At 44.9% G+C, this 25,413-nt stretch carries 21 protein-coding genes and 1 pseudogene; 15 read left to right on the top strand and 7 right to left on the bottom strand.

What is annotated here, in order from left to right:
* The first annotated feature begins 147 nt into the window (after positions 1–147).
* From JMX03_RS05315 to JMX03_RS05285, 7 genes are all read left to right on the top strand, one after another.
* The gene (locus JMX03_RS05315) at positions 148–2,097 is read left to right on the top strand and encodes an ATP-binding cassette domain-containing protein (protein ID WP_201595021.1); all 1,950 of its coding nucleotides are present in this window, start codon (positions 148–150) and stop codon (positions 2,095–2,097) included.
* Between the two features lie 389 nt (positions 2,098–2,486).
* Positions 2,487–3,071: a ubiquinol-cytochrome c reductase iron-sulfur subunit gene (gene petA, locus JMX03_RS05310; RefSeq protein ID WP_201595019.1), complete on the top strand. Its 585-nt coding sequence runs from the start codon at positions 2,487–2,489 to the stop codon at positions 3,069–3,071.
* A gap of 22 nt (positions 3,072–3,093) precedes the next feature.
* Positions 3,094–4,299 carry a cytochrome b gene (locus JMX03_RS05305; protein ID WP_201597818.1) on the top strand — a complete coding sequence of 402 codons (1,206 nt, stop codon included), beginning with the start codon at positions 3,094–3,096 and terminating at the stop codon, positions 4,297–4,299.
* Positions 4,299–5,015 carry a cytochrome c1 gene (locus tag JMX03_RS05300; protein ID WP_201575102.1) on the top strand — a complete coding sequence of 239 codons (717 nt, stop codon included), beginning with the start codon at positions 4,299–4,301 and terminating at the stop codon, positions 5,013–5,015. Before JMX03_RS05305 ends, JMX03_RS05300 begins: the two co-directional genes overlap by 1 nt.
* Positions 5,016–5,124: 109 nt before the next feature.
* On the top strand, positions 5,125–6,441 hold the full coding sequence (locus JMX03_RS05295) for an IS4 family transposase (RefSeq protein ID WP_265090451.1): 1,317 nt from the start codon (positions 5,125–5,127) through the stop codon (positions 6,439–6,441).
* Positions 6,442–6,575: 134 nt separating this feature from the next.
* Positions 6,576–7,190, top strand: coding sequence for a glutathione S-transferase N-terminal domain-containing protein (locus JMX03_RS05290; protein ID WP_201595017.1), 615 nt, complete (start codon positions 6,576–6,578; stop codon positions 7,188–7,190).
* Between the two features lie 80 nt (positions 7,191–7,270).
* On the top strand, positions 7,271–7,711 hold the full coding sequence (locus tag JMX03_RS05285) for a ClpXP protease specificity-enhancing factor (RefSeq protein WP_201595015.1): 441 nt from the start codon (positions 7,271–7,273) through the stop codon (positions 7,709–7,711).
* A gap of 112 nt (positions 7,712–7,823) precedes the next feature.
* On the opposite strand, the gene dcd is transcribed toward JMX03_RS05285, so the two are convergent.
* The 7 genes and pseudogenes from dcd to JMX03_RS05250 all read right to left on the bottom strand — a co-directional run bounded on the left by dcd (position 7,824) and on the right by JMX03_RS05250 (position 14,962).
* On the bottom strand, positions 7,824–8,399 hold the full coding sequence (gene dcd, locus JMX03_RS05280; RefSeq protein ID WP_201575105.1) for a dCTP deaminase: 576 nt from the start codon (positions 8,397–8,399) through the stop codon (positions 7,824–7,826).
* 118 nt (positions 8,400–8,517) lie between these two features.
* Positions 8,518–9,600, bottom strand: coding sequence for a DUF2804 domain-containing protein (locus tag JMX03_RS05275; RefSeq protein WP_201595013.1), 1,083 nt, complete (start codon positions 9,598–9,600; stop codon positions 8,518–8,520).
* 11 nt (positions 9,601–9,611) lie between these two features.
* On the bottom strand, positions 9,612–10,829 hold the full coding sequence (apbC, locus tag JMX03_RS05270) for an iron-sulfur cluster carrier protein ApbC (RefSeq protein ID WP_201595011.1): 1,218 nt from the start codon (positions 10,827–10,829) through the stop codon (positions 9,612–9,614).
* Between the two features lie 234 nt (positions 10,830–11,063).
* Positions 11,064–12,404, bottom strand: a complete 1,341-nt coding sequence (mgtE, locus tag JMX03_RS05265; RefSeq protein WP_201575108.1) for a magnesium transporter — start codon at positions 12,402–12,404, stop codon at positions 11,064–11,066.
* A gap of 259 nt (positions 12,405–12,663) precedes the next feature.
* The gene (locus JMX03_RS05260) at positions 12,664–13,464 is read right to left on the bottom strand and encodes a 3-hydroxybutyrate dehydrogenase (RefSeq protein WP_201575109.1); all 801 of its coding nucleotides are present in this window, start codon (positions 13,462–13,464) and stop codon (positions 12,664–12,666) included.
* 62 nt (positions 13,465–13,526) lie between these two features.
* Positions 13,527–14,155 (bottom strand): annotated as a pseudogene (locus JMX03_RS05255) (CoA transferase subunit B).
* A 93-nt stretch (positions 14,156–14,248) separates the two neighbouring features.
* Positions 14,249–14,962, bottom strand: coding sequence for a CoA transferase subunit A (locus JMX03_RS05250; protein WP_201595009.1), 714 nt, complete (start codon positions 14,960–14,962; stop codon positions 14,249–14,251).
* A 395-nt stretch (positions 14,963–15,357) separates the two neighbouring features.
* Here JMX03_RS05250 and JMX03_RS05245 point away from each other — a divergent pair, with 395 nt between their 5' ends.
* The 8 genes from JMX03_RS05245 (at position 15,358) to JMX03_RS05210 (ending at position 25,313) form a co-directional block, all read left to right on the top strand.
* Positions 15,358–16,773 (top strand): GntP family permease, encoded by a 1,416-nt coding sequence (locus JMX03_RS05245; RefSeq protein ID WP_201595007.1) that lies wholly within the window; start codon positions 15,358–15,360, stop codon positions 16,771–16,773.
* Between the two features lie 207 nt (positions 16,774–16,980).
* Positions 16,981–19,086, top strand: a complete 2,106-nt coding sequence (metG, locus tag JMX03_RS05240; RefSeq protein WP_201595005.1) for a methionine--tRNA ligase — start codon at positions 16,981–16,983, stop codon at positions 19,084–19,086.
* Between the two features lie 47 nt (positions 19,087–19,133).
* Complete coding sequence (locus tag JMX03_RS05235; RefSeq protein WP_201595003.1) at positions 19,134–19,418, top strand: hypothetical protein; 285 nt, start codon at positions 19,134–19,136, stop codon at positions 19,416–19,418.
* A gap of 394 nt (positions 19,419–19,812) precedes the next feature.
* A complete protein-coding gene (locus JMX03_RS05230) occupies positions 19,813–20,859 on the top strand; it encodes an ABC transporter substrate-binding protein (protein ID WP_201595001.1) in 1,047 nt (348 codons plus the stop codon).
* Between the two features lie 67 nt (positions 20,860–20,926).
* On the top strand, positions 20,927–21,943 hold the full coding sequence (locus tag JMX03_RS05225) for an ABC transporter substrate-binding protein (protein ID WP_201594999.1): 1,017 nt from the start codon (positions 20,927–20,929) through the stop codon (positions 21,941–21,943).
* A gap of 383 nt (positions 21,944–22,326) precedes the next feature.
* Positions 22,327–23,238, top strand: a complete 912-nt coding sequence (locus tag JMX03_RS05220; protein ID WP_201575117.1) for an ABC transporter permease — start codon at positions 22,327–22,329, stop codon at positions 23,236–23,238.
* Between the two features lie 83 nt (positions 23,239–23,321).
* Positions 23,322–24,416 (top strand): RNA-guided endonuclease InsQ/TnpB family protein, encoded by a 1,095-nt coding sequence (locus JMX03_RS05215; protein ID WP_201594997.1) that lies wholly within the window; start codon positions 23,322–23,324, stop codon positions 24,414–24,416.
* 102 nt (positions 24,417–24,518) lie between these two features.
* Positions 24,519–25,313, top strand: a complete 795-nt coding sequence (locus JMX03_RS05210; RefSeq protein ID WP_201575119.1) for an ABC transporter ATP-binding protein — start codon at positions 24,519–24,521, stop codon at positions 25,311–25,313.
* The last annotated feature ends 100 nt before the right edge of the window (positions 25,314–25,413 follow it).

Here is a 25,413-nt window from a genome sequence, read left to right as displayed (position 1 = left end):
TTATGCATAACAAGCGCGATAAAAAAGCCTTGCTCACACTACACTGGCACGGCAGCATGTTATACTGCTGACAACTTAGTAACACCCTTTATATAACCATTATATAACTCACTACTTTCATCACTATATATAAGCTTAAGATACTCTATGGCACTGATACATTTAAAGAACATCCATCTCGCCTTTGGCGTCGCCCCTATCCTCGATGGCATTGATTTTTCCCTCGATGCTGGTGAGCACGTGTGCTTAATTGGCCGCAATGGCGAAGGCAAATCTACTTTATTCAAACTGATTAACGGCTCACTACAGCCTGATAGTGGCGAGGTCATTATCAACGGTAGCACAAGCGTGGCAATGCTCGAGCAGGACGTACCCGAAACCAGTGGACGTATATTAGACATCGTCATGGGTGGCAGTCGCCGCACCGCAGATTTACTCATCAGCTATAACCAACAGACTGATTTATGCGCAGATGGTGATATGGATGCCTGCGAGCGTATGGCAAGCTTGCAACACGATATCGACGCTGTACATGGTTGGGATTTGGAGCGTGAAGCTACCCGCCTTATCACCACCATGGGACTGGACCCTGAAGACGACCTCTCCTCACTTTCTGGTGGTCGTAAGCGCCGCGTATTACTTGCACGCGCTTTGGTGACCAAGCCTGATGTACTCCTTCTTGATGAGCCAACCAACCATTTAGACGTCGATAGTATTGAGTGGTTAGAGCGTTTCTTATTGGATTGGCAGGGTTTGACGCTATTATTCGTCACCCATGATAGAGCGTTCGTTGACAAGCTTTCGACTCGTATCGTAGAGCTAGACCGTGGCAAACTCTCAAGCTACGACGTCACCCAAGGTGCAAAAGGGTACGCGCGTTATCAAGAGCTAAAAGAACAACAGCTCTTGGCAGAAGAGAAAAACAACGCCAACTTCGATAAAAAACTGGCGCAAGAAGAAGTCTGGATTCGTCAAGGTATTAAAGCCCGTCGTACCCGTAATGAAGGCCGCGTACGTGATCTAAAAGCATTACGTGAAGAGCGCCGCGCCCGCCGTGAGCAAGTCGGTAATGTCAATATCACCATGGGTGAAGGCGAGAAAAGCGGCAAGCTGGTCTGTAAAGTCAAAAACCTACATCTTGAATACGATGGTAATGTGTTGGTCGATAACTTTAGCACCTCTATCATGCGCGGTGATAAGATCGGTATTATTGGCCCTAATGGTGCTGGTAAAACCACCCTTATCAAAGCCTTGCTTGATTTGTCTGATGATGAAGTAACCAAGTCAGGTAGCGTCACCTTGGGCACCAACTTAGAAATCGCCTTCTTTGATCAGCTGCGAGATCAGTTAGATCTTGAAGCCACCGTCGCTCAAAACGTCTCTGAAGGCTCAGATTTTGTAGAAGTAGGTGGTCGCAAGACTCATATCATGAGCTACTTGCAAGATTTCTTATTTGCCCCCGAGCGCGCGCGTACTCCCGTCAAGGCATTATCTGGCGGTGAACGTAACCGTGTACTTTTGGCAAAACAGCTGTTAAAGCCTGCCAACATCTTGGTGCTCGATGAGCCAACCAACGATTTAGATATGGCAACCCTTGAGCTGCTAGAAGAATCGGTCAGTAAGTTTAACGGTACGATTCTATTGATTAGCCATGATCGCTCATTTATGGACAACGTGGTCACCTCGACTTGGGTATTTGACCAAGATGAGGATGGCAACGGAATTGTGAAAGAATATGTCGGCGGCTACCAAGAGTATCTGGTACAAAAAAACCGTGAGCAAGCTGCAAACGCCGCTAGGTCTGCTAACCGCTCAGCGGTAAACAGCAAGGCGACTACGAAACCATCACAAACAACAGCCAAACCAAATAAGGCAGTCAAAAAGCTCAACTTCAATGAGCAACGCGAACTTGATAGTCTGCCCAAAGAAATCGCTGCCCTTGAGACTGAGCAACAACAGCTACAAGACAAACTGGCAGACGGTTCATGGTTCACGACAGATATTGAGGCGGCGACTGCTGCTAGTGAGCGCTTGTTGGCTTTAGAAGATGAGATGATGAGCAAACTTGAGCGCTGGGAAGCCCTAGAGAGTGATTAAGACATTTATCATTGCTTAAGTTAACGCTACAATGGTAATAAATAGAGAGAGTGACGCAATCTTAAGGAAAGTTAGTGAACATTTCCTTAATTTCAAGTATCATTCCCCTATTGTTAAATACCCTTATCAATTCTAAGGTAATTATTAAAATCTGCCTCTGATATCTGACCGACTTTGACCCATTTTATAAGGTCTCACAGTCAAGTCTGAGTTATTAGAGCGGTTTTATTTTTAACACATCAATTTATTTTATGACCAAAATAGCTTAGAATAGCAACAATTAGCAAGATTAGGCACAGCTAACGTGGCTTGTATATTGATATTGCAGATTTCTAAGTCACAAACCCAGTGTGGGATAATCCCATTTCATTCACCTGGAGGAAGTATTAATGAGCCATGCCGAAGGCGTTAATGTACAACGTCGTAGAGTTCTAATAGCTTCGACTGCCGCGATTGGCGCAGTTGGAGTAGCTGCTGTGGCGACACCTTTTGTCCGCTCTTGGGCTCCAAGCGCAAAAGCAGAAGCTGCAGGTGCTGCAGTTACCCAAGATATTGGTTCTGTCGAAGAAGGTCAGATGATCGTCATCAAGTATCGCGGTAAGCCTATTTATATAGTCAAACGCACTGAAGATATGTTGGCCACATTAGATCCTGTGCAGTCACTTTTATTAGATCCTGACTCTAACGAATCACTACAACCAGAATATACAAAAAACCAAACCCGTTCTTTGGAACCAGGTCTGTTGGTTGTTGAAGGCGTGTGTACACACTTAGGCTGTGCACCCGGATTTCGTCCCGATGTTGGCGCTGCTGACTTAGGTGGTAATGATTGGTATGGTGGATTTTTCTGCGCGTGCCACGGATCTAAATATGACTTGGCGGGACGCGTTTATAAGGGGGTTCCAGCTCCACTTAATTTACCCATCCCAGACTACAGCTTGGATGGTACCATCTTGACGGTTGGAGAAGCTTAATATGAGTATGGGTAAAAAGTTAATGCATTGGGTAGATGCACGCTTTCCAGCGACTGAAACCTATGAATACCATATGTCAAAGTACTATGCACCAAAGAACTTTAACTTTTGGTACTTCTTTGGCGTACTATCAATGATCGTATTGGTAAACCAGTTGGTGACCGGTATCTGGCTAACGATGATGTACAACCCAAGTGCCGAAGGGGCATTTGCGTCTGTTGAATACATCATGCGTGACGTTAAAGGTGGTTGGCTCATCCGTTATATGCACTCGACAGGCGCATCTGCGTTCTTCGTCGTCGTATATCTGCATATGTTTAGAGCGCTGCTTTATGGTTCATATCAAAAACCACGTGAGCTTATCTGGCTTATCGGCATGGGTATTTACTTAGCGCTAATGGCAGAAGGTTTCTTTGGATACCTACTCCCTTGGGGCAACATGTCATTCTGGGGTGCACAGGTTATTTTGAACCTACCTGCAGCGCTGCCAGTGATTGGTGACGGTCTTGCTGAATGGGTACGTGGTGACTATATCATCTCAGGTATCACGTTAAACCGTTTCTTCGCTCTACACGTCGTTGCTATTCCCTTAGTACTTGTGGGCTTAGTCTTCATGCATATTGTGGCGCTGCATCATGTGGGTTCAAACAACCCTGATGGTATCGATATCAAAAAGCTAAAAGACAAAAATGGTGTACCACTAGACGGTATCGAATTCCATCCGTACTACACTGTGCATGACATGGTTGGTATCGTAGTATTCTTTATCTGCTTCTTTGCAGTGGTATTCTTCTTCCCAGAAGGCGGCGGTTTCTTCTTAGAGCCACCAAACTTTGAAAAAGCAAACTCACTGAAAACACCTGAACATATTGCACCAGTATGGTATTACACACCTTTCTATGCCATCTTACGTGCGGTTCCTGATAAGCTTGGTGGTGTAATTGCCATGGGTGGCGCGATTGCTGTGTTATTCTTGATACCATGGCTTGATAGATCGCCAGTACGCTCTATACGTTATAAAGGTATCTTATCTAAGATTGCGTTGACCATATTTGCCATCAGCTTTGTAGTACTTGGTTACTTAGGTGCGACACCTGCGACGCCAACCGCGACAATTATGTCACGTGTATTCACCATTCTATATTTCTTGTTCTTCTTATTGATGCCGTTTTACACTGCTATTGAGAAGTGTAAACAGCCACCAGAACGCGTTACCGGAGGTCACTAATGAACACGCTAACAAAATCCTTAACAGGTTTGGGCTTAGGCGCGGCATTGACCTTAACTGCCGGTACAGCAATGGCAGCAGGCGGCGGTGGATGCGGGACATTCACCAACGCTGACGGCGTCGTAGAGCATTTGGCTTGTAGCTCTGCCCCTATTGATTTTACCAATAAGGGCTCACTACAAAACGGTGCGAAGCTGTTTATGAACTACTGTGCTGGCTGTCACTCAGCCGAGTTTGTTCGTCACTCTCGTATCGCAAAAGACTTAGAGATACCACCTGAGCTGGTCGAAAAATACTTGATGGTGACGACGGATCAAATCGGTGATTTTATTAACCCTGAGATAGACCCTGAGATTCAAGCGTCGTGGTTTGGCGCTGCACCTCCAGATCTAACGATGGTAAATAGACTTCGCGGTGATGATTGGGTTTATACCTATCTGTTATCGTTTTATGAAGATCCAAGTCGTCCTTGGGGCGCTAATAACCTCGTGCTCGAAAACGCAGCCATGCCGCATGTATTGCATAATATGCAAAAAAGCTTGAGTCAAGAAGAGTTCGAAAGCGAAGTTGGTGACTTAGTAAACTATATGGCGTGGATGGGTGAGCCTGTCCGCCATGATCGTAAAGTTATTGGTTTTTTTGTGATTCTGTTTTTACTAGTACTGCTTATCCCTGTTTATCTACTGAATAAAGAGTTTTGGAAAGACATTAAGTAGACAAACTTTAGATACTGTACTGTATAAAAAGGCACTGCTTCGGTAGTAATGCCAGTCAGTTAAGGCAAAAACTCAATAAAAGTAATAAAATAGCCCATCTAATAAGTAGATGGGCTATTTTACTATGAGACTACAAGACGCTATTAATGAGACGCATAAAAGGATTCCAGACACCCTAGAACAATTTAGTGAATTAATAGATCCTGAGTGGATACAGCAAGCTTTAGAGTATACCGGCAAGGCGAGCATTAGAAGGCGTAAGCTACCTGCCGAACACGTTGTTTGGATAGTCATCGGCACAGCTTTATATCGAAACCGTTCAATTTGGTATATCACAGAGCAGATGCGGCTTAATATAGACTCACAGGCCTGCGTACCCAGTGCAGTGGTACAAGCAAGACAACGCCTCGGGCATGAGCCTCTAAAGCAGCTATTTCATCAACTAAGTGCTCACTACCAAACAGAATCACGAGCCCAGCAGCAAGACTTTATGGGACTTAGCGTCCAAGCTGTAGACGGTGTCGTATACTCACTACCCTATACTGATGAGAACCTTCAGTACTTTAGTTCAAGCAAAGGCAGAACTAAAGAGGCGCCCTATCCCCAAATGCGTTCGGTATGCCTGATCAATACTGACACGCATGAGATCATTGACACAACCCTTGGAGATATGGGTCAAGGAGAGATCACATTAGCCCGTCAGCTAAATATTCAAGACAACAGCATTACGCTCTTTGATAGAGCCTATTTCTCAGCAGACCTACTGATTAGTTGGCAACAAACCCATCCAAACAGTCACTGGCTCATGCGGGCTAAAGATAATCTGCGTTACACTGTGATTGAAACCTTTAGTGAAGGGGACTACTTGATACAAATGCCGGTTTCTCCCCAAGCTCAAAAGAAAAATCCAAACCTACCCGATACTTGGCAAGCTCGATTAATTGAGTGTCGTTATGAGGGTAAGATAAGACGATACATCACCTCTTTAATAGATGATAAACGCTTTACTAAGGATAAAGTGGCACAGCTGTACTTGCAGCGCTGGGAGATCGAGATGGCTTTTAGGGAAATTAAGTCTGATCTACAGCAGGGGCTGTTGTTAAGAAGTAAGCTGCCACAGCTTGTGTTACAAGAGTTCTGGGGGCTTATGATTGCTTATAATCTGATAAGACGTTTGATGCGATATATGGCAGTTAGAGCTAAGGTTAGCCCTCTACGAATTAGCTTTCATATGGTGTCTATTACGATTGCTGATCTTTTACGGTTTGCGCCTTTACAGGCTGCAGGACTCTTCCCTAAGTTGTTAGATGCAGTTTTAGAGGAAGGAAAATTGTTTGTCATTCCTGAACGCAGAAAGCGATCTTGCCCGAGGGTGGTTAAGGGTAAACCACAAAAATATCCCAAAAAAAATACCAGTCAGCCTTAACTGACTGGCATTAATCACAGGTATGGCTTTTTTATGCTTTATGGCTTGTACTATAGACAGATTACGCTTAGCACCTTGATAAACTAAGCGACATTGTTTACGATGACAACCTTAACTCTTAATATTAGGCTTTCATGATTGATGCAAATGACATTCCAAGTAGTCAGCTGATTCTATACGCTGATGACGGCTACGACAGTCATGTAGTGCGCCTATTACTTGAAGAAAAAAAGCTGGATTATTATCTATCTCGTTTGCACTCTGAGCGCCCTGAAGATTTGACTGAACTGAATCCTTATCATACCTTGCCTGTATTACAACAGCGTGAGATTGCGCTCTACGAGATAAACGTTATCTTTGAATATCTTGAAGAACGCTATCATGCCAATAAGCTGCTGCCTGATACACCGCAAGAACGCGCACAGTTTCGGCAGTTGGCATGGCGTATTCAACACGATTGGTTGGTACTTGGCAAACGCCTGCTCATGCATCCAGACAGCTTTAATAAAGCCCAAGCAGCTATCGCCAAAAAAAAGCTCTCGGATTCATTGATTACCCTGTCACCTCTATTTGCTCATAAGCCCTATTTTATGGCAGATGATTTTGGTTGGTGTGATGTGTTGCTCGCACCACTATTATGGCGACTAGAAGAAATGCAGATTACTTTGCCGCGTGCTATTAGTCGCCCGCTGTTTGAGTATCAAACCCGATTGTTTGAGCGTCCTAGCTTTCAGGCCAGTATTCGCTAACTTGATATATTTAATGACCAATAAACTATAAACTCACAAAAATAACTTACTACATTTGTCTTAGTATAGGAAACCATAAGATGAGCGAAACCACATCGATCACCCCAACCCGTCCCTATATGGTGCGTGCCATTTATCAATGGATAGAAGACAATGCGCTCACCCCCTATCTAATGGTTGATGCAACAGCAGAGAATGTGCAGGTGCCTACAGAACATGTACAAGATGGCCGTATCGTGCTCTATATTGCCAGCCGCGCCACAGGCAATATGAGCATGGAAAACGATTATATTCATTTTAGTGCGCGCTTTGGCGGCGTCTCACAAGATATTTGGGTGCCATTGACTGCGGTAATGGGCATTTATGCCAAAGAGAACTCGCAAGGTATGTTCTTTGATCCAAAAGAGTATGAGAACTATCAACCTGAAGAGGAATCGCAAGCTTCACCGTCTGCCTCTCCTAAGGCAACCGCTCCTAAGCCCAAACGCGAAAACAGAGCAGGTTTAAAAGTTTTAAAATAATCAAATCTGATGCAAAAAAAAGCTGGGCGTACTTGATACGCCCAGCTTTTTTATTTGTAATTTTTCTACTAAACCTTCAAAAGTAGTTCTTGTCTAGCTTTAGGTTTTAGATCTAGGTTCTTGGTAATGTCACTCCGCGCTGACCTTGATACTTACCGCCGCGATCTTTATAGCTTATCTCGCAGACGTCATCGGCATCACTTTGGAAAAACAGCATTTGCGCAACCCCTTCTCCAGCATAGATACGTGCTGGCAGATTGGTGGTATTACTAAACTCTAAAGTGACATGCCCTTCCCATTCAGGCTCAAGTGGCGTCACGTTGACGATGATACCGCAGCGTGCATACGTAGATTTACCAAGGCAAATGGTCAATACATCACGTGGAATACGGAAATACTCCATGGTGCGTGCCAATGCAAATGAATTTGGTGGAATGATACATTCGTCACCAACGATATCGATAAAGCTTTTTTCATCGAAGTTCTTTGGGTCAACGACCACTGAATGTACGTTGGTAAATACTTTGAACTCAGGGGCACAGCGCACATCATAACCATAACTTGAAGTGCCGTAGCTCACCAAACGCTCGCCAGCATCATTGAAGCGCACTTGACCTGGCTCATAGGGCTCAATCATGCCATGCTCTTCGGCCATTTTACGGATCCAGCGATCGGATTTGATAGACATTGTTATTCCTTAGCAAATATTTAATAGCGACGATTATACGTAATTGAAGGCTTAATTTATAGAGCAGTGGCTACTTTAAAAGCAATACTTATGAGAATCACTGATTGGCTCTAATAAATCACCATTTGGCAAAATGATCTTCTGCCAACCCCATCACAGTATCAAGTTTAATGATCTCATCTCCTAGCCGTATTTCACCGTTATAAATACCAATCCACTGCTCAAAGATACTGGCAACCATGCCGAAGTTATCAGTCTTTTTATAAACGGTGATAGGCGTGAAGGTTAAGTCAATATCTACATTGCTCCAGCCTAAGTTTTGATGATACACACGCCAAGTATTCTGCGCTACTGCGTCCAAATCTTTACGTATAAACATTACAGGCGGTAGATAAGCTATCTGCCCATCAAGCCAGCACGCATTTTCACTGGCACCTGTTTCATTGACGCCCATTGATAAGTTCAATGCAAAATGACGACCATCTGGCAGATAACTATTAATACACGTCCAAAACCAATTGGTCTTGTGGCGCATATAACCAAGCGTCCAATCTAAATTGGCGATAGTGGTCTCAGTAAAGTCTGTTTGAACTCCTTGTGAGTCTGTAGTAAATACTGAATCCCCTTTGATAAGTAAATGCCCAGATAAGGCAGTCAATGGCTCTTTTTGGGTAAACGTCCAGCCTCGTCTGCCAGTCGGTGTACAGATAGCGAGTGGCTGCGATTGCCGCGCCAACGTTGCCTGGAGTGCAAGGTTTTGGCTATCTATTGCAACGTTAATCTGAGAAGGCGTAAAATCTAAATTGACGGTCAGTTTGGCATGGGTAAATACCATCTGACCTTGATAGCAATCACCCTGCAAATGCGTTTGGCGAGTCAAAGGTTGTAGCGCTTCACAAACTTCTAGCTGATCGGTCTCATCATTATAAAGATAGACGAAAGCACTGGTCGCAAGCTTGATCGTCGCAAGTGCCAAACAGACTCGATAAGGCGGCTGAATAATTTGGATAAAACAGAATTGATTGGCTTTTAAATCTTTGCGCCAGTTTGGCAACACCTTTTGCGAAATAAGATGGCTATGGTAGTCAAGATAGTTGATGCGCTTAACTTTAGCAAATACACCAAAGATAGGTTGACCGTTTTGAACAAGTTGATCAACGATGGGCAAGCTGCATTGCTTAAAACTGTCAACCGTACCCATAGTAATTCCTTTTAAAAAATCCGTTTACCATCGGCAGGCTTCGCGAATTTATTAATATTGGCTTCGATGTTCTTCGCAATACTGAGATAGTACGGCGCAAACTCATCATCAGCGAGTACGCTTGGTACGCCTTTATCCACTTGTGCACGGATACCGCTAGCAAGGGGCAACTGCCCTAATAGTGGTACCTGATATTGCTCAGCGATAAACTCGCCACCCCCTGCGCCAAAGATGGCTTCGGTATGGTTACAATTACTACAGGTATGCAGTGCCATGTTTTCAACCACCCCAAGTACTGGGATATTGGTTTTGTTAAACATCTCAACGCCTTTTTGCGCATCAAGTAGTGCAATATGCTGCGGCGTCGTCACAATCACCGCACCAGTCACTGGAATACGCTGCGCTAGCGTTAGCTGTATATCACCCGTACCTGGCGGCATATCAATCACTAAATAATCTAGCTGCGGCCAGTTGGTTTGATTATACAGCTGCATCAGCGCACCAGTGGCTTTTGGTCCGCGCCATGCCACAGGCGTGTTGTCGCCATCTAGCAAGCTGCCAATAGACAGCATCGCCATGCCATGCGCATCGACTGGGACAAACTGATCATTTTCTAGCTGCGGCTTGACCTCAGCGACACCAAGCATAGTCGGCATACTAGGACCATAGATATCAGCATCAAGCACCCCTACACGGTTGCCCAGCTTTTGTAACGCCAAGGCGATATTGACAGTAGTGGTTGATTTGCCGACACCGCCTTTGCCAGAGGCGACTACGATAATATGACGAATACGGGGATGCGGCGTCAGTGATGCTTGGGTTGGCGCAGCTTTGGTAATCGGTGGTTCGCTATTTGTATCGGGCTGTGCGCTAGACTTAGCTTGCTGAGCCATTGCATCCGTCGTCTTTGGCATTTGCTTCGGTAAGCTTGATCCTGCGCCCTTAGCGGCAGCTGGCAGACGCACATTCATATGGATAGTGTTAATACCATGTGGTTGCAGCAGTTGCCCAAGCTCTTGCTGAATGGTCTCAGGGCTACTGTCTTGTGGCAAGCGCAGATCTAAGGTAAGCTGACCACCTTCGCGCTCAAGACCCATCACCATGGTAGCAATACTGATCCCATCTACTTCATAGCCGAGCAGCACCTTATCCACGGCACTATCGCGCTCTGCTTGCTGCTGCGGACTTTCGGGTTTTTCGGACGTTATTTTTTTTATAAAATTAAACATAGCTACCTTTACTACCTATACAAGTGGGTGGATATGCTAAAAACAGCTCCATCGATATCGTAGCAGCTATTTTTTTAACATAGCCAGTAAGCTGTTTGGCCAAACCTTTTATCGTGGCAGTGTAGCTGAATTGCAAGTATAAAAAAACCACAACGCCAATAGGCTTAAGCTTTGGACACTGTCTCTACACTGAATTACAGCATATACTCAACGACTACTATTTCTTTGTTTATCTCAGCCTATGCCCAATAACTTTGAAGCAATGAACAGATATATAAGTACGCCCGAGGCATCGCTTATCGAGGTAATCAAAGGCGCACTGGCAGTAGCAGGGTCAAGACCCATTTTACTTAATATAAACGGCAGGCTCATACCGATCACACTACCGATCATCACTATCGATATCATACTAAGCGCTAAGACCAGTGATACAATAGCATCACCGCGCACATAACCAATAATGGAGACAGCAACCGCCATCGTAGCACCAAGCATGAGTGCAACCAACGCTTCTCGACCCAGTAGCGAGAACCAGTCGCGCATCACCACATCCCCTGTCGCCAAGGCGCGTACCATCAAGGTGGCAGACTGAGAGCCCGCGTTACCACCACTATCGACCAACAATGGTAAGAAGAACACTAGTACTAAGTTGGCAGCAATTACGTCCTCAAAGCTTGCAATGCTAAGCCCAGAGAGCAGGTTGCCAAATACTAAAAATACCAGCCAAAACACACGCTTACGATACAGCACTCTGATACTGACGTCTTTTAGACGACCTACCATGGTCGAGACACCACCTGACTTATGAAAGTCATCGGTCGCCTCATCACTAGCCACGTCCATAGCATCATCGTGAGTGACAATACCGACCAACGCACCATTCGCATCAGTAATCGGTAAGGCGATTAAGTCGTAGCGTGCCACGGTTTTGGCGACGTCCTCTTGATCATCATTAACATCAGAAGAGACGATAGAGCTCACCATGATGTCAGATATTATCTGCTCTGGTGATGCTAAAATAAGCACCCTTAACGATACCACGCCCAATAATTTACGCTCATCATCGATGACATAAGCATGATAAATGGTTTCTGCATCGGGGGCTTCTAATCGTAATGCATCTAATGCTTCGGCGACCGTCATCTGAGGATCCAAAGTCGCATAGTCAGATGTCATCAAGGCGCCAGCGGTGCGCTCCTCATAGGCAGACAGCCTGCGAATATCCTCACGTTTGGCCTGTGCCAGGGCTGGCAAAAGGGCATCACGTTGTTCTTGATTGAGATGCTTATATAAGTCAGTGCGTTCATCAGCAGGCATCTCACCCACTATCCTCGCCAGACTTGCTCGCGGAAACTCATGCGCCATCGCGACCTGAATATCAGGCTCTAAATAAGAAAATATCGTCGAGCGATTGGGTAGCCGCTCCAACAACTGCCGAGCAAGCGTAGATTCAATAAGCGCTAACACATCAGCAACATCAATAGGTCGCAGGTCTTCAACTTGATTGATGGCTTGTTCAAACTGCTGCTGTTCAGCAGCCATGCTCAATGACAATGCTAGGGCTTCATGGTTCATTTTTTACTCCGTGCGACCCAAAACGGTGCAACAAGCGCTAATAAAAAAGAGCCAATATCATTGGCTCAAGTCAATATAAAAGCAGATGCTAATGGATTGGGCTTTTATTAGCAAGTAATGACTGTCAAATCAGCGCTGTAGCCAAAGAAACTCTAAATCGCTACAGTGCTAACCTCACCAGATGTACTGTTTTCACCATCTGCGCGTGGTCGCCTTGTATTGATCTTAGAGTTTCCCGACCATATAGCTACGAAGGCCATTAGTTCATAAACCAACCATGACTGGCAACGATAGACTGCCCTGTAAATACGTTGGTTGGGAACGCTGCCAAAAACAATGCCAATTGAGCAATATCGTCGATGGTGGTGAACTCTTTATCCACAGTATTGACTAGCATAATATCGTTAACCACTTCCTCCTCGCTGATGCCTTTTTCTTTGGCTTGCTCAGGGATTTGTTTTTCGACCAGTGGTGTTTTTACAAACCCTGGACACACGACATGCGAGCGTACATTGTGCTCAGCGCCCTCTTTTGCCAATACTCGGCATAGTCCAAGTAAGCCATGCTTAGCAGTGACATAAGGCGATTTATATAATGAAGCTTCATGCGAATGCACTGAGCCCATATAGATGACTGTACCGCCTTTGCCATCTTTATACATGTGCTTGACCGCCGCTTTGGTAGTCAAAAACGCGCCGTCTAAGTGAATGGCAAGCATTTTTTTCCAGTCAGCAAACGCCATCTTGTCAATCGGGTTGATGATTTGAATACCCGCATTTGAAACCAAAATATCAATGCCGCCAAAGGTATCGACCAGCTGTTGTACGCCGTCGTTTACAGCATCCTCTGAGGTGACATCCATCTCGATAGCAAGCGCCTGACCGCCAGCAGCTTTGATAGTGTCCACGGCTTTTTGTGCCGCTTCAAGATTGATATCAGCGATGCCAACTGCTGCTCCTGCTTTTGCGTAAGTCTCAGCGATATCAAGTCCGATGCCACTGGCAGAGCCTGTGACCAATGCTACTTTGCCTGTTAAATCCTGTTGTAATTCGGTCGCCATATTTTATATTCCTTAATTTGGTAGCTTTATAAGATGACTATATGACATTGGGTGACAGCTGCTTACTGAACAATGCTGACTGGCGTTTTTTCTTGTAGCTCTTCAAAACTGACACCATCCGCCAACTCAACCAGCTTTAAGCCATTGTCAGTGACATCTAATACACCCAGCTCAGTAATAATACGATCGACGACCCCTTTACCCGTGAGTGGCAGCTCACAATGGCAAGGATTTTTGGATCCCCATGTTTATTGACCTGCTCCATGAGTACAATCACGCGCTGTACGCCTGCGACCAGATCCATCGCGCCGCCCATGCCCTTGACCATTTTCTTGGGAATCATCCAGTTAGCCAAGTCGCCATGCTCTGAGACTTCCATCGCACCCAATATAGCCAGATTGACATGGCCGCCACGAATCATCGCAAATGATTCTGAACTACTAAAATAACTGGCGCCTAGCTCTGCTGTTACGGTTTGCTTGCCCGCATTAATCAAATCAGCATCGACGTTTTCTGCGGTAGGAAACTCGCCAATACCTAACAGACCATTTTCAGACTGTAACCAAACATCCACATCTTCAGGAATATAGTTGGCTACTAGGGTTGGCAGTCCAATGCCTAAGTTTACATAATAGCCATCTTGCAACTCTTTTGCGGCACGCTGTGCCATCTGCTCTCTTGTCCATGCCATGGTAACTTCCTTATTTTTTACGATATTTTATGTTTACAATACTTTATTATCATTTATCTAAACGTTCGATAATTATCGTGATAAACCCTTTATTTAAGCGCCTTCAGCTGCTTTGGTCGTGGTCTTTTCGATACGCTTTTCAGGGCTACTATTTAAGACAATGCGCTGGACAAATATACCTGGCAGATGCACTTCGTCAGGATCAAATGTACCCGTCTCTACGATTTCTTCTACTTCGACGATGGTTACTTTCCCAGCCATGGCGCAATCTGGATTGAAGTTACGCGCGGTCTTATTAAACATCAGGTTGCCTGCTTTGTCCGCTTTTTGCGCTTTGATTAACGTCACATCAGCGCGCAATGAATGCTCAAGCACATAAGTACGACCATCAAAGTCACGTGTCTCTTTGCCTTCAGCCACCAGTGTACCAACGCCAGTTGCGGTATAAAACGCAGGGATACCCGCGCCGCCCGAACGTAGCTTCTCAGCTAAAGTACCCTGCGGGGTTAGCTCAACTTCTAACTCACCTGCCAAGTATTGACGCTCAAACTCTTTGTTTTCACCCACATAAGACGAGATCATTTTTTTGATTTGACGGGTTTGTAATAGAAGACCCAAACCAAAGTCATCAACGCCGGCGTTATTACTGATACAGGTCAAGCCCTTGACCCCACTATCGCGTAATGCTTCGATTAATGCTTCAGGTATGCCGCACAGACCAAAACCGCCAATAGCGAGCGTTTGCCCATCACTAACAATACCTTTTAGCGCCTCTTCGGCACTGCTATATACTTTTGATTGACTCATGCTTATCTCCTTGCAAGTCTCATATTTGTTATTCAAACGGGTGGTTTGTAGGTGCCTGTTGTAGATAGTTACTGCTCTCTTGAGAGCTTGTCCATATCAACTATGATATGTAATCATCATCTTAATAACAATAAGTTTTGTATTGATATTCCATAAATGGGAAACCTGTGCTAACTTAGCACATTATTCTCGTAGCGACTAGAGGATAACATTAAGACACGGACAGCGAGAATCAGTACAGTAGCGCAACAGGCTATTTATCAATTAGCTGTCAGAAATAATAATACAGAGGTAGATTTAATAAAAAACTTAACAACTCTGTATTCATTTATCTATTGATCACTATTGACTGACACTGCATACTCGCTGACTTAATTTTGCCAAGGAGGGCGCTTATGTTTAGCACATTTGCTATTGTCATTACTTTATTACTATTGATGTTCTTTGCCTATCGCGGTTATTCAGTGCTGATTTTAGCACCGATTATGGCGACCTTAGCTGTGTTCCTTTCAGGTGACTTTTTAAGCAGTATCCCCGCCTATACCGATGTATTTATGGGCGCTTTGAGTGGATTCTTACTGAAATTTTTCCCTATTTTCTTATTAGGCGCACTGTTTGGGCGTTTGATGGCAGACTCTGGTGCGGCAACAGCGATTGCCAATACTGTGGTCGAAAAACTCGGTGCTAGCAAAGCCATTCTAGCGGTTATCTTGGTTTGTGCTATTCTAACTTATGGCGGCGTATCGTTATTTGTCGTAGCATTTGCCATCTATCCAATCGCCAAAGATCTATTCAAAGCCGCAGATATTCCTAAGCGCTTGATTCCAGCAGCGATTGCTCTAGGCTCATTCACCTTTACCATGACAGCATTACCAGGCACGCCAGCCATTCAAAATGCCATTCCTATTCCTTACTATAATACCAACGTTTTTGCCGCGCCTATCTTGGGTATCATCGGTGGTACGATTATGTTTATCGGCGGTTGGTTATGGCTACAGTCACGGGCCAAAAAAGCCAACGCAGCGGGCGAAGGCTATGGTCAGCATGAAGAAGAAGATGTCGGCGGCGTTGGTGCAGCCAAAAAAGAATCTGAAACGCTCAGTACGCATCATACGTCATTTACCGTTGCTATGATTCCACTGGTGCTTGTCATTGGCCTAAACGCTGTCCTGACTTATTTTATCTTTCCGTCAATGGACTTTAGCGCGTTGCAAACTCAGTTCCCTGATCTCAATATCGCAGGCTCACTCGGTTTATGGTCAATTATCATCTCGTTGGTTGTGGCTTGTATCGTTTTAATTGTGCTGCGTATCGGTCACTGGAACAATTTACAAAAAACCATCAACCGTGGTACTTATGATTCTATGTTGCCGATCTTTAACACGGCATCGGAAGTGGGTTATGGTGCGGTGATTGCCTCACTTGCAGGTTTCCTTATCATTCGTGATAGCATCTTGAACCTAAATCCTAACAATCCACTCATCTCAGAAGCAGTGGCGATGACCACGCTCGCTGGTATTACTGGCTCATCGTCTGGTGGTTTGAGTATCGCTTTATCGACGTTGGGTGACGACTATCTGAGAATGGCGGTCGCCGCTGGTATCGACCCTGAGCTGATGCACCGTGTTGCCGTTATGGCAGCAGGTGGTCTTGATACCCTGCCCCACAGTGGTGCGGTCATCACCTTACTGGCGATTTGTGGTTTGACTCATAAACAGTCTTATCTAAACGTTGCCATGGTGACGATGGTGATTCCGCTAATCGCAGTGGTAGCCATCATCACTTTAGGAACATTATTCGGTTCATTCTAAATAGCTTAAAACCGTTAACACTTACTCCAAAAACCCACTGAGTTCAGCGCTTGGTGGGTTTTTTGGTAATCAATATTGAGATAATTGCTAAGCAATATCACAAATTCAGTCAATTTACGGTATCATAGACACATTTTTTAAACTCTATAGAGTTGGGCTTAATAGTTTTAAAGCTCTGACCCTATCTATCAAAATAAAGGTGATTTTGTGCGTGAGATTCTAGTAACCAGTGCGCTGCCATATGCCAATGGCGATATTCATTTGGGGCATCTTGTAGAATATATTCAAACCGATATTTGGGCGCGTGCGATGAAAGCACAAGGCCATCAAGTCACCTATGTCTGCGCGGATGATGCACACGGTACAGCCATCATGCTCAAGGCCGAAGAAAATGGCATCACCCCTGAAGAGCAAATTTCATCGGTCAAAGCAGCACATGAAGCCGATTTTGCCAAATTTTTGATTGAGTTTGATAATTATCACACCACCCATTCAGAAGAAAACAAGCACTTCTCCGAGCTGATCTATCGTAGGCTTAATAGTGCTGGGCATATCTCGACTCATGATGTGAAGCAACTGTTTGATCCTGAGAAACAGCTGTTTTTGGCAGATCGATTTGTCAAAGGCACCTGTCCTGAATGTAATTCGCCAGATCAATACGGTGATAACTGTGAAGTATGCGGTACCACTTATGATGCGACAGATCTCAAAGACCCGCATTCAACACTATCTAATGCCACGCCTGTTCTAAAAACTTCTAAGCATTATTTCTTTAATCTGCCCGAATTTGAGCAGTTTTTAAAACAGTGGACGCGTAGTGAAAATCGTCTGCAAACATCGGTGGTCAATAAACTACAAGAGTGGTTTGATGCAGGTCTTGCCAGCTGGGATATCTCGCGTGATGCGCCCTACTTTGGCTTTCAGATTCCAGATACCCCAAGCGATGAGCCAGACAAATATTTTTATGTGTGGCTAGATGCACCTGTCGGCTATATGGCGAGCTTCAAAAACTTATGCGACAAACGCATGGGCAGCGAAAACGAATTGGACTTTGATCGTTATTGGATGCAAGAAAACGAAAATAAAACCGAGGTCTATCACTTTATTGGTAAAGACATCGTTTACTTCCATGCGTTGTTTTGGCCAGCCATGCTTGCAGGGAGTGAGTTCCGTACGCCAACTGGTGTCTTCGCTCATGGCTTTTTGATGGTTAATGGCGAAAAGATGAGTAAATCACGCGGCACTTTTATCAAGGCCGAAACTTACGCCGAGCATTTGCATCCTGAATACTTACGCTATTACTTTGCCAGCAAGCTCACTGATAAAGTCGAAGATATCAACCTAGATCTAGAAGACTTCATGCAAAAGGTCAACTCTGACTTGGTTGGTAAGGTAGTCAACATTGCCAGTCGCAGTGCCGGCTTTATTGTCAAAAAATACGACGGCATGCTGTCAGAGGTTTGCGTAGAGTCAGAGTTATTAGAAGACATTACCAAAACGGGTGATGAGATCGCCGCTGCTTATGAGAATCGCGAATTCTCCCGTGCGATGCGCTTAATCATGCAGTGTGCAGATAAGGCCAACGAGTATATTGACGAGAAAAAACCCTGGTCGCTTGCCAAGCAAGAAGGCACTGAGCAAGAAGTGCAAGACGTGTGCTCGGTGGCGATTAATATCTTCCGTCAACTGATGGTTTATCTTGCGCCAGTACTACCTGAGCTGACTGCCAATGCCAAAGGATTCTTAAACATCGACGATTTAAGTTTTGCCAGTCATAACGAGTGGTTGCTTGGACATAAAATCAATAAGTTCAAACCTTTGATGCAGCGTATCGAAGAAAAAGACGTGACAGCGATGATTGAGGCTTCAAAAGCGTCATTAGCCCAAGCAGATGCTTCCGTTGCTAATGACTCAGTCGCTAACAACGACAGCAAAACAGCAGCCAAAAGCACGCCACCAGTGACAACAGATGCTGATCAAGCTGACCATATCGGTATCGAGGATTTTGCCAAAGTTGAGATGAAAGTGGCGCATGTCTTAGAGTGCAGCCATGTCGAAGGCGCGGACAAGCTACTGCAACTTACTCTAGATGTAGGCGAAGACAAGCCGCGCAATGTATTTAGCGGAATTCGTAAGTTTTATGAGCCTGAGCAATTGGTTGATAAAAAAGTGATTTGCGTGACCAATCTTGCCCCGCGTAAGATGAAATTCGGTGTCTCAGAAGGCATGGTATTGTCGACTGGTGATCCAAAGACTGGCCTGACGGTAGTCACTTTGCCTGATGCTTGTGTGGTTGGTGATAAGCTCGCTTAAGTGCTTTAATTCGTACCTTAAATCCAAAAACACTATTAGAGCGTCTTATGGTACTGCTGAGATTACTGGCCGATATCCTGATATATTTAGCGCTCGGTCTAGTTGGCTACTGGTACTTTACTGATGATACCACCGCCATATGGATTGCGCTTGGCAGTGGTATTATTAGCGCTTTACTATTTATGTATACTGCGGAAATAAAACGCTCACGGCGTAACCGTCATTCAGAGCCTTCGAGTATATGGGACTGGTTATATTTTATAGATATATTAGAAATTCCTTTTTATTTGATCGGCTGGCTATTCCGTAGTCTCTGGCGTGTTTTTGATTAATCTCTAACTGACTGCTATCTAAATGAATGAATAATAAAAAAGATGCTCTCGTGGCATCTTTTTTATTGCCCTAAGCTACCAAATTTAGCTCAATAAAACAGCTAATACCGGCATTAATAGCATCCGTGACGAATACGCTTTAATTTTTTATTGCGATAAGTTACATTACTGTCATAATATGATCATAATGATCGACGGAACGATTACTTTATTGTTAGCCTGCTATCTTGGCATCAACATAGCATTGACTCGGCTAACCTGCACTTTCTAATACCGTTTTTAAAATCAAACCTTGTCAATTAGACCAGTATAAGTAATGCATCAAGTAGACTGCGCTCGTCTGGCAACGTCAACCTGATTTTAAGATTGGTATCACTAATGAGTTAAACTAATAATGAATATTGCTTCTACTCTACGCCTTAGCCTATATGGTGCTGCCCTCAGCGCCACACTTGGATTGATCGGCTGCTCAAACTCTACAGACACTGCTGCAACGACTGATGAGACTACAGCCACTGACAAACCTGCCAAAACTTTGGCCATTACTCAAATCGTTGAGCACCCCTCATTGGATGCCATGCGCCGTGGTATCATCGATGAACTAGCGGACAATGGCTACATAGAGGGTCAAAACCTGACCGTCAACTTTCAGAGTGCACAAGGGAATACCGGTACAGCCGGTCAAATTGCCAAGCAGTTTGCAGGCGACATGCCTGATGCCATCGTTGCCATCTCTACCCCATCAGCACAATCCGTTGTTGCGTCGACCACGACTGTACCCGTTATTTATACCGCCATCTCTGACCCTGTCGCGGCCAAACTCATTGATGAAAACGACGTTCCTATTCAATCTAACGTGACTGGGTTATCCAGCGAGTTACCTATCGAGCCGCAGTTAGACAACATTCTCAAAATTGTACCCAATGCAAAAACCATTGGCTATGTCTATAGCCCAGGTGAGGTCAACTCCGTGGTGGTGCTCAATCAGCTTAAAAAAGCCGCACCAGCGCGTGGTCTTCAGATATTAGACGTGACAGCCAACCGCCCCACTGACGTTGCCATGGCAACACGTAGCCTTGCTGGTCGCGTAGATGTTATTTACACGTCACTAGATAATAACGTAGTATCTGCCTTTGAAGCGATGGCAGGCGCTGCAAATGAGCTAGACATCCCTGTGATTGCTTCAGACGAGTTTAGTGTGCGACGCGGCGCGACTGCGGCCCTTGGTGTCAACGATTATGACTTTGGACGCACCACTGGCAAAATGGTCTATCGAGTGCTAAATGGTGAAGCCGTCTCAGATATCTCACCACAAATCATGAATACATTAACTTTATATGCAAGCCCTAAGCACGCGGCTGAACAAGGCACGACCTTGACCACAGAGCTACTTAATAATGCCATTAATGTTGATACTGATACCCAAACTGCCAGCAAATAATCAGCAGTGATTTAAAAAACTTTTAATTTTTGTATGGAAACACTATCTACCTTTAGGAGTAAGACTCATGTTGTACCAAAATCGTTTTGCCAAGGCTCTGTTATGGGGCGGCGTTTGTACCGCTATCTTGACTGGTTGCAACCAATCAGTACAAGAGACCACTGATGCTGCATCTGGTGACACAGCTACTGATGTGAAGACCGTTGCTATTACTGCCATTGTTGAACATCCAGCACTTGATGATGTGCGCAAAGGTGTCATCGATGAGCTAAATGAAGCAGGTTTTACAGACGGTGAAAACTTAACGATTAACTTCCAAAGTGCACAGGGTAACACCGCTACAGCAGGACAGATTGCCAAGCAGTTTGTGGCGGACTCTCCAGATGTAATCGTCGCTATCGCCACACCTTCAGCTCAGTCTGTTGCCGCCGCAACCAGTAGCATTCCATTGGTGTTTTCAGCAGTTACCGATCCGGTAGCAGCCAAATTGGTACCTAAGCTTGATGGCTCTGGCACTAACGTTACAGGTGCATCCGATGCCCTACCGTATGAGCCACAAATCGAGCTTATGCGCCAGATTATTCCAGATCTAAAAAACGTTGGTTATGTTTATAGCCCAGGTGAAGTAAACTCAACCATCGTCTTAAAAGCATTGAAAGAAAACCTAGCGCCACTCGGTATCGATGTACATGAGGCACCAGCTCAGCGTAGTAATGACATCGCTATGGCAGCACGTAGTCTAGAAGGTAAGGTCGATATGATCTATACCTCAACGGATAACAACGTCGTATCAGCCTATGAGTCACTGTTCCAAATCGCTAAAGAAAGTAAGATTCCCCTCATTGCCTCTGACACCAGCTCAGTTGCCCGCGGTGCTGTTGCCGCATTAGGGGTCGACTATTACGTGCTTGGTCGCGAAACAGGGAAAATCGTCGTACGTATCCTGAATGGTGAAAATGCAGGTGAGATACCTGTTTATACACCGCAGAATCTTGATTTGTATGTCAGTCCAAAAAATGCTGAGGCAGAAGGCATTACCTTGCCACAAGCAGTTATCGATAGAGCAAAAGAAGTGGTAGAATAACGACTGGTTATACTGGGGGTATTGATAGCGTATCGGTCATAGATATGCTATTAATGAAACCTTCAAAGTAGAAGATGTTTTGCCGTAATAAACCTTAAAGTGGCGTTTACCTAGCTTTATATTGCTGTTTATGCAGCACGGACGCAGCATAGACAAGACCCAGCTACTAATCAGATAGGCTGGGCTTGTTTTTAAAAGCTTTAAAATACAAAAGCTTATGATGACTTATTACTGTGATATGTTTTGGTTTACCCTAACTGCAGATTTTTTAATCTGTTAAATTCACCGCTCAGTCGTTTAATAGGTAGATGATACTGGTCTATGCCACTCACCCATCTGCCCTAATATTTATTAAACGCTTGGTTATGACTTACTGATCTCTTATGTCTTTAATTGCTTTTTTTGGTGCGCTTGAAAGTGGTCTGATTTATGGCCTTGTGGCTCTAGGCGTCCTCATCTCATTTCGTACGCTCGATTTTCCTGACTTGACAGCCGACGGTAGCTTTCCGTTAGGTGGCGCGGTCGCTGGCATATCCATTATAGCGGGTATCAATCCTTGGCTTGCTTGTCTCTTTGGCATGTTGGCAGGTTCGGTGGCAGGTATCGTCACCGCATGGCTACATGTCAAGCTTGGTATCTTACAGCTACTGGCCAGTATTTTGGTCATGGTAGCGCTTTACTCTGTCAACCTACGCATCATGGGGGCGCCAAACTTACCTTTGTTGGGTGAGACCACTGTGTTTAGTACCTTGGTTAATGACGGTAACGGCTTTTGGATGCGTTGTCTCATCATTGGTGTGGTGGTGATACTGGCGAAGTTATTCTTAGATTGGTTTTATAGTACTGAATCTGGTCTATCTATGCGCGCCACTGGTTCTAACCTGCGCATGGCTCAGGCACAAGGCATCAACACCTCATGGATGACGGTCATTGGTATGGCAATCTCTAACGGTCTGATTGCTTTAGCAGGGGCGCTGTTTGTACAGACTCAAGGTGGGGCAGATATCTCTATCGGTATCGGTACCATTGTCATTGGTTTGGCAGCAGTCATCATTGGTGAAACCATCATTCCCGCCAAGCGTATTTGGCTGATTACTTTTGCCGTTATACTTGGCGCAGTACTTTATAAGTTATTTATTCAGGTTGCGCTATCAAGTGATACGCTGCGTAGTATTGGCTTTGGTCCACAGGATCTGAACTTGATTACAGCGCTACTTGTGGTAGTCGCATTGGTATTGCCAAAGGCCAAGACCAAGTTTTTATCAAAAAAGCGCCGTAAATCCACGTCCTTCTAGGGCGTGGATGTAAGGCGTCAGCCTTTGTTGTTTAATCCTGAATACCCCTTGTCAACCAACCGCGCTGAGATCATAATCATACCATGAAAACACTCAAGCTACGCATCAAAGACAAACATGCTACCCAATTAAATACATTGGCGGGATCGGTCAATTTTGTGTGGAACTATGTGAATGACTTGAGCTTTAAACACCTTCAACGTACAGGACATTTCTTTTCAGCTTACGACATCGCAGCTTATGTGAAAGGCAGTGGCGAGCTTCTAAACCTGCACAGTCAAACTTTGCAAGCCATCACCGAAACCCATGCCAAAAGTCGCAAACAGTTCAACAAAGCCAAGCTCAACTGGCGCACCAACAACCCTAAAGCCAAGCGCAAGAGTTTGGGCTGGATACCCTTTAAAAAGACCGCTATTAAATATCTCGGTGTTAAAAAAGTGGGTAAGAAAAGTCTTAAATCCACCATTCAATTTAGTCTTGCTAAAGGTCAAAAACTGACGATTGATGTATGGGACAGCTATAACCTTGCCCTCTATAGTATTAATACCTGTGAGCTGGTACAGGACAGTCGTGGTCTTTGGTATGCCTGTGTCACCGTTAAGGAATTTCCAAACAACAAGTGTGGTAGTGGTAAAGTCGGCATTGATTTGGGCTGTAAAGAATCAGCCATTAGCAGCCAAGGCGATAAACTCACCATCAAGCAAACGCAAAAATGGGCTAAAAAGCTCGCTATTGCCCAAAGAGCAAATAATAAAAAGCGGGTTAAGGCTGTTCATGCCAAAATCAAAAACACCCGCCAAGACCTGATCCATAAACTCACATCGAAACTAAGCAAAGATAACAACGTGATTGTCGTTGGCAAACTTCAATCACACTCATTCACTCGGGGCAACCTTGCCAAGTCTGTCTATGACGCAGGTTGGTTTGAAATAAAACGACAACTGACCTACAAATGCAAGCATGCAGGTTGCCATTATATTGAGGTGAATGAAAGCTACACCACCCAAACCTGTTCGTGTTGCGGCTCACGCCAAAACAGTCCGAAAGGTAGGACAGAGCTTGGAATAAGAGAATGGTGGTGTGAGTGCGGTGTCACTCATGACCGCGATATCAATGCGGCAAAAAACATTCTCGCGCTCGGGCTTGAGCGTCTAGCGGTAGGAATCCCCTCCGTTTAAGGAGGGGAGGAAGTCAACTCGTAAAGTTCGTGCATAATATCGAGCCACAAAAACAGTGATAAAAACTTGCGACGCTTGAAGAGACAATAAGGAATAACGATTATGATGCAAGCCAATGATTTGCGCCTGACCTTTAACCCAGGTACGCCCATCGAAAACCCTGCACTGCGTGGTATTGATTTAAACATTGCTGACGGTGAGTTTGTCACCGTCATTGGCACTAATGGCGCGGGTAAATCGACGTTTTTGAATGCGGTAAGCGGTACGACCCGTGTCGATAGTGGCTCAATATTACTCAATGGCATCGATGTAACCAAAAAAACCGCTCACCAACGTGCCCATTGGGTCGCACGTGTGTTCCAAGATCCGATGGCTGGTACTTGCGAGGCACTAACCATTGAAGAAAACATGGCGCTTGCGTATAAGCGCGGTGGCAAGCGCAGCTTGAAATTTGCACTCAATTCAAACAACCGTGAGCTGTTTAGAGAGAGGCTGTCAGTCCTTAAGCTGGGTTTGGAACATCGTTTATCCGACCGCATGGGTCTATTGTCTGGTGGGCAACGCCAAGCAGTGAGTTTGTTGATGGCGTCATTGCAACCCTCTAAGATTTTGCTGCTTGATGAGCATACTGCCGCGCTGGATCCAAAAACCGCTGCTTTCGTTTTAGAGCTGACCGATAAGATCGTCACTGACAATCAGCTGACGACCATGATGGTTACTCACTCCATGCAACAAGCACTGGCACATGGCACGCGTACCGTGATGCTGCATCAAGGACAGGTGGTGCTTGATGTGGCAGGTGATGATCGTAAAGGCATGACCGTACACGACCTGCTCGATATGTTTGAGCAAACACGCGGTGAGAAGGTTGAAGATGACAGTTTAATTTTGAGTTAGGTTAGCTATTTACTTTTTAAATTAAAGCCCATTCCTGCATTTAAGAATGGGCTTTTTAGTTTTTCAAAAAACGTGTTGGGTTACGCCGCTATTATAGTCA

The organism is Psychrobacter fulvigenes (assembly GCF_904846155.1).
In the GTDB taxonomy this organism is placed as follows: domain Bacteria; phylum Pseudomonadota; class Gammaproteobacteria; order Pseudomonadales; family Moraxellaceae; genus Psychrobacter; species Psychrobacter fulvigenes.
This window is presented reverse-complemented; position numbering and strand designations above follow the sequence as displayed.

What these genes read in the sequence shown, in the direction of transcription:
- JMX03_RS05315 (WP_201595021.1), top strand. Translation starts at nt 148, where the DNA reads ATGGCACTGATACATTTAAAGAACATCCATCTCGCCTTTGGCGTCGCC.
- petA (WP_201595019.1), top strand. Translation starts at nt 2,487, where the DNA reads ATGAGCCATGCCGAAGGCGTTAATGTACAACGTCGTAGAGTTCTAATA.
- JMX03_RS05305 (WP_201597818.1), top strand. Translation starts at nt 3,094, where the DNA reads ATGCATTGGGTAGATGCACGCTTTCCAGCGACTGAAACCTATGAATAC.
- JMX03_RS05300 (WP_201575102.1), top strand. Translation starts at nt 4,299, where the DNA reads ATGAACACGCTAACAAAATCCTTAACAGGTTTGGGCTTAGGCGCGGCA.
- JMX03_RS05295 (WP_265090451.1), top strand. Translation starts at nt 5,125, where the DNA reads ATGGGCTATTTTACTATGAGACTACAAGACGCTATTAATGAGACGCAT.
- JMX03_RS05290 (WP_201595017.1), top strand. Translation starts at nt 6,576, where the DNA reads ATGATTGATGCAAATGACATTCCAAGTAGTCAGCTGATTCTATACGCT.
- JMX03_RS05285 (WP_201595015.1), top strand. Translation starts at nt 7,271, where the DNA reads ATGAGCGAAACCACATCGATCACCCCAACCCGTCCCTATATGGTGCGT.
- dcd (WP_201575105.1), bottom strand. Translation starts at nt 8,399, where the DNA reads ATGTCTATCAAATCCGATCGCTGGATCCGTAAAATGGCCGAAGAGCAT.
- JMX03_RS05275 (WP_201595013.1), bottom strand. Translation starts at nt 9,600, where the DNA reads ATGGGTACGGTTGACAGTTTTAAGCAATGCAGCTTGCCCATCGTTGAT.
- apbC (WP_201595011.1), bottom strand. Translation starts at nt 10,829, where the DNA reads ATGTTTAATTTTATAAAAAAAATAACGTCCGAAAAACCCGAAAGTCCG.
- mgtE (WP_201575108.1), bottom strand. Translation starts at nt 12,404, where the DNA reads ATGAACCATGAAGCCCTAGCATTGTCATTGAGCATGGCTGCTGAACAG.
- JMX03_RS05260 (WP_201575109.1), bottom strand. Translation starts at nt 13,464, where the DNA reads ATGGCGACCGAATTACAACAGGATTTAACAGGCAAAGTAGCATTGGTC.
- JMX03_RS05250 (WP_201595009.1), bottom strand. Translation starts at nt 14,962, where the DNA reads ATGAGTCAATCAAAAGTATATAGCAGTGCCGAAGAGGCGCTAAAAGGT.
- JMX03_RS05245 (WP_201595007.1), top strand. Translation starts at nt 15,358, where the DNA reads ATGTTTAGCACATTTGCTATTGTCATTACTTTATTACTATTGATGTTC.
- JMX03_RS05235 (WP_201595003.1), top strand. Translation starts at nt 19,134, where the DNA reads ATGGTACTGCTGAGATTACTGGCCGATATCCTGATATATTTAGCGCTC.
- JMX03_RS05230 (WP_201595001.1), top strand. Translation starts at nt 19,813, where the DNA reads ATGAATATTGCTTCTACTCTACGCCTTAGCCTATATGGTGCTGCCCTC.
- JMX03_RS05225 (WP_201594999.1), top strand. Translation starts at nt 20,927, where the DNA reads ATGTTGTACCAAAATCGTTTTGCCAAGGCTCTGTTATGGGGCGGCGTT.
- JMX03_RS05220 (WP_201575117.1), top strand. Translation starts at nt 22,327, where the DNA reads ATGTCTTTAATTGCTTTTTTTGGTGCGCTTGAAAGTGGTCTGATTTAT.
- JMX03_RS05215 (WP_201594997.1), top strand. Translation starts at nt 23,322, where the DNA reads ATGAAAACACTCAAGCTACGCATCAAAGACAAACATGCTACCCAATTA.
- JMX03_RS05210 (WP_201575119.1), top strand. Translation starts at nt 24,519, where the DNA reads ATGATGCAAGCCAATGATTTGCGCCTGACCTTTAACCCAGGTACGCCC.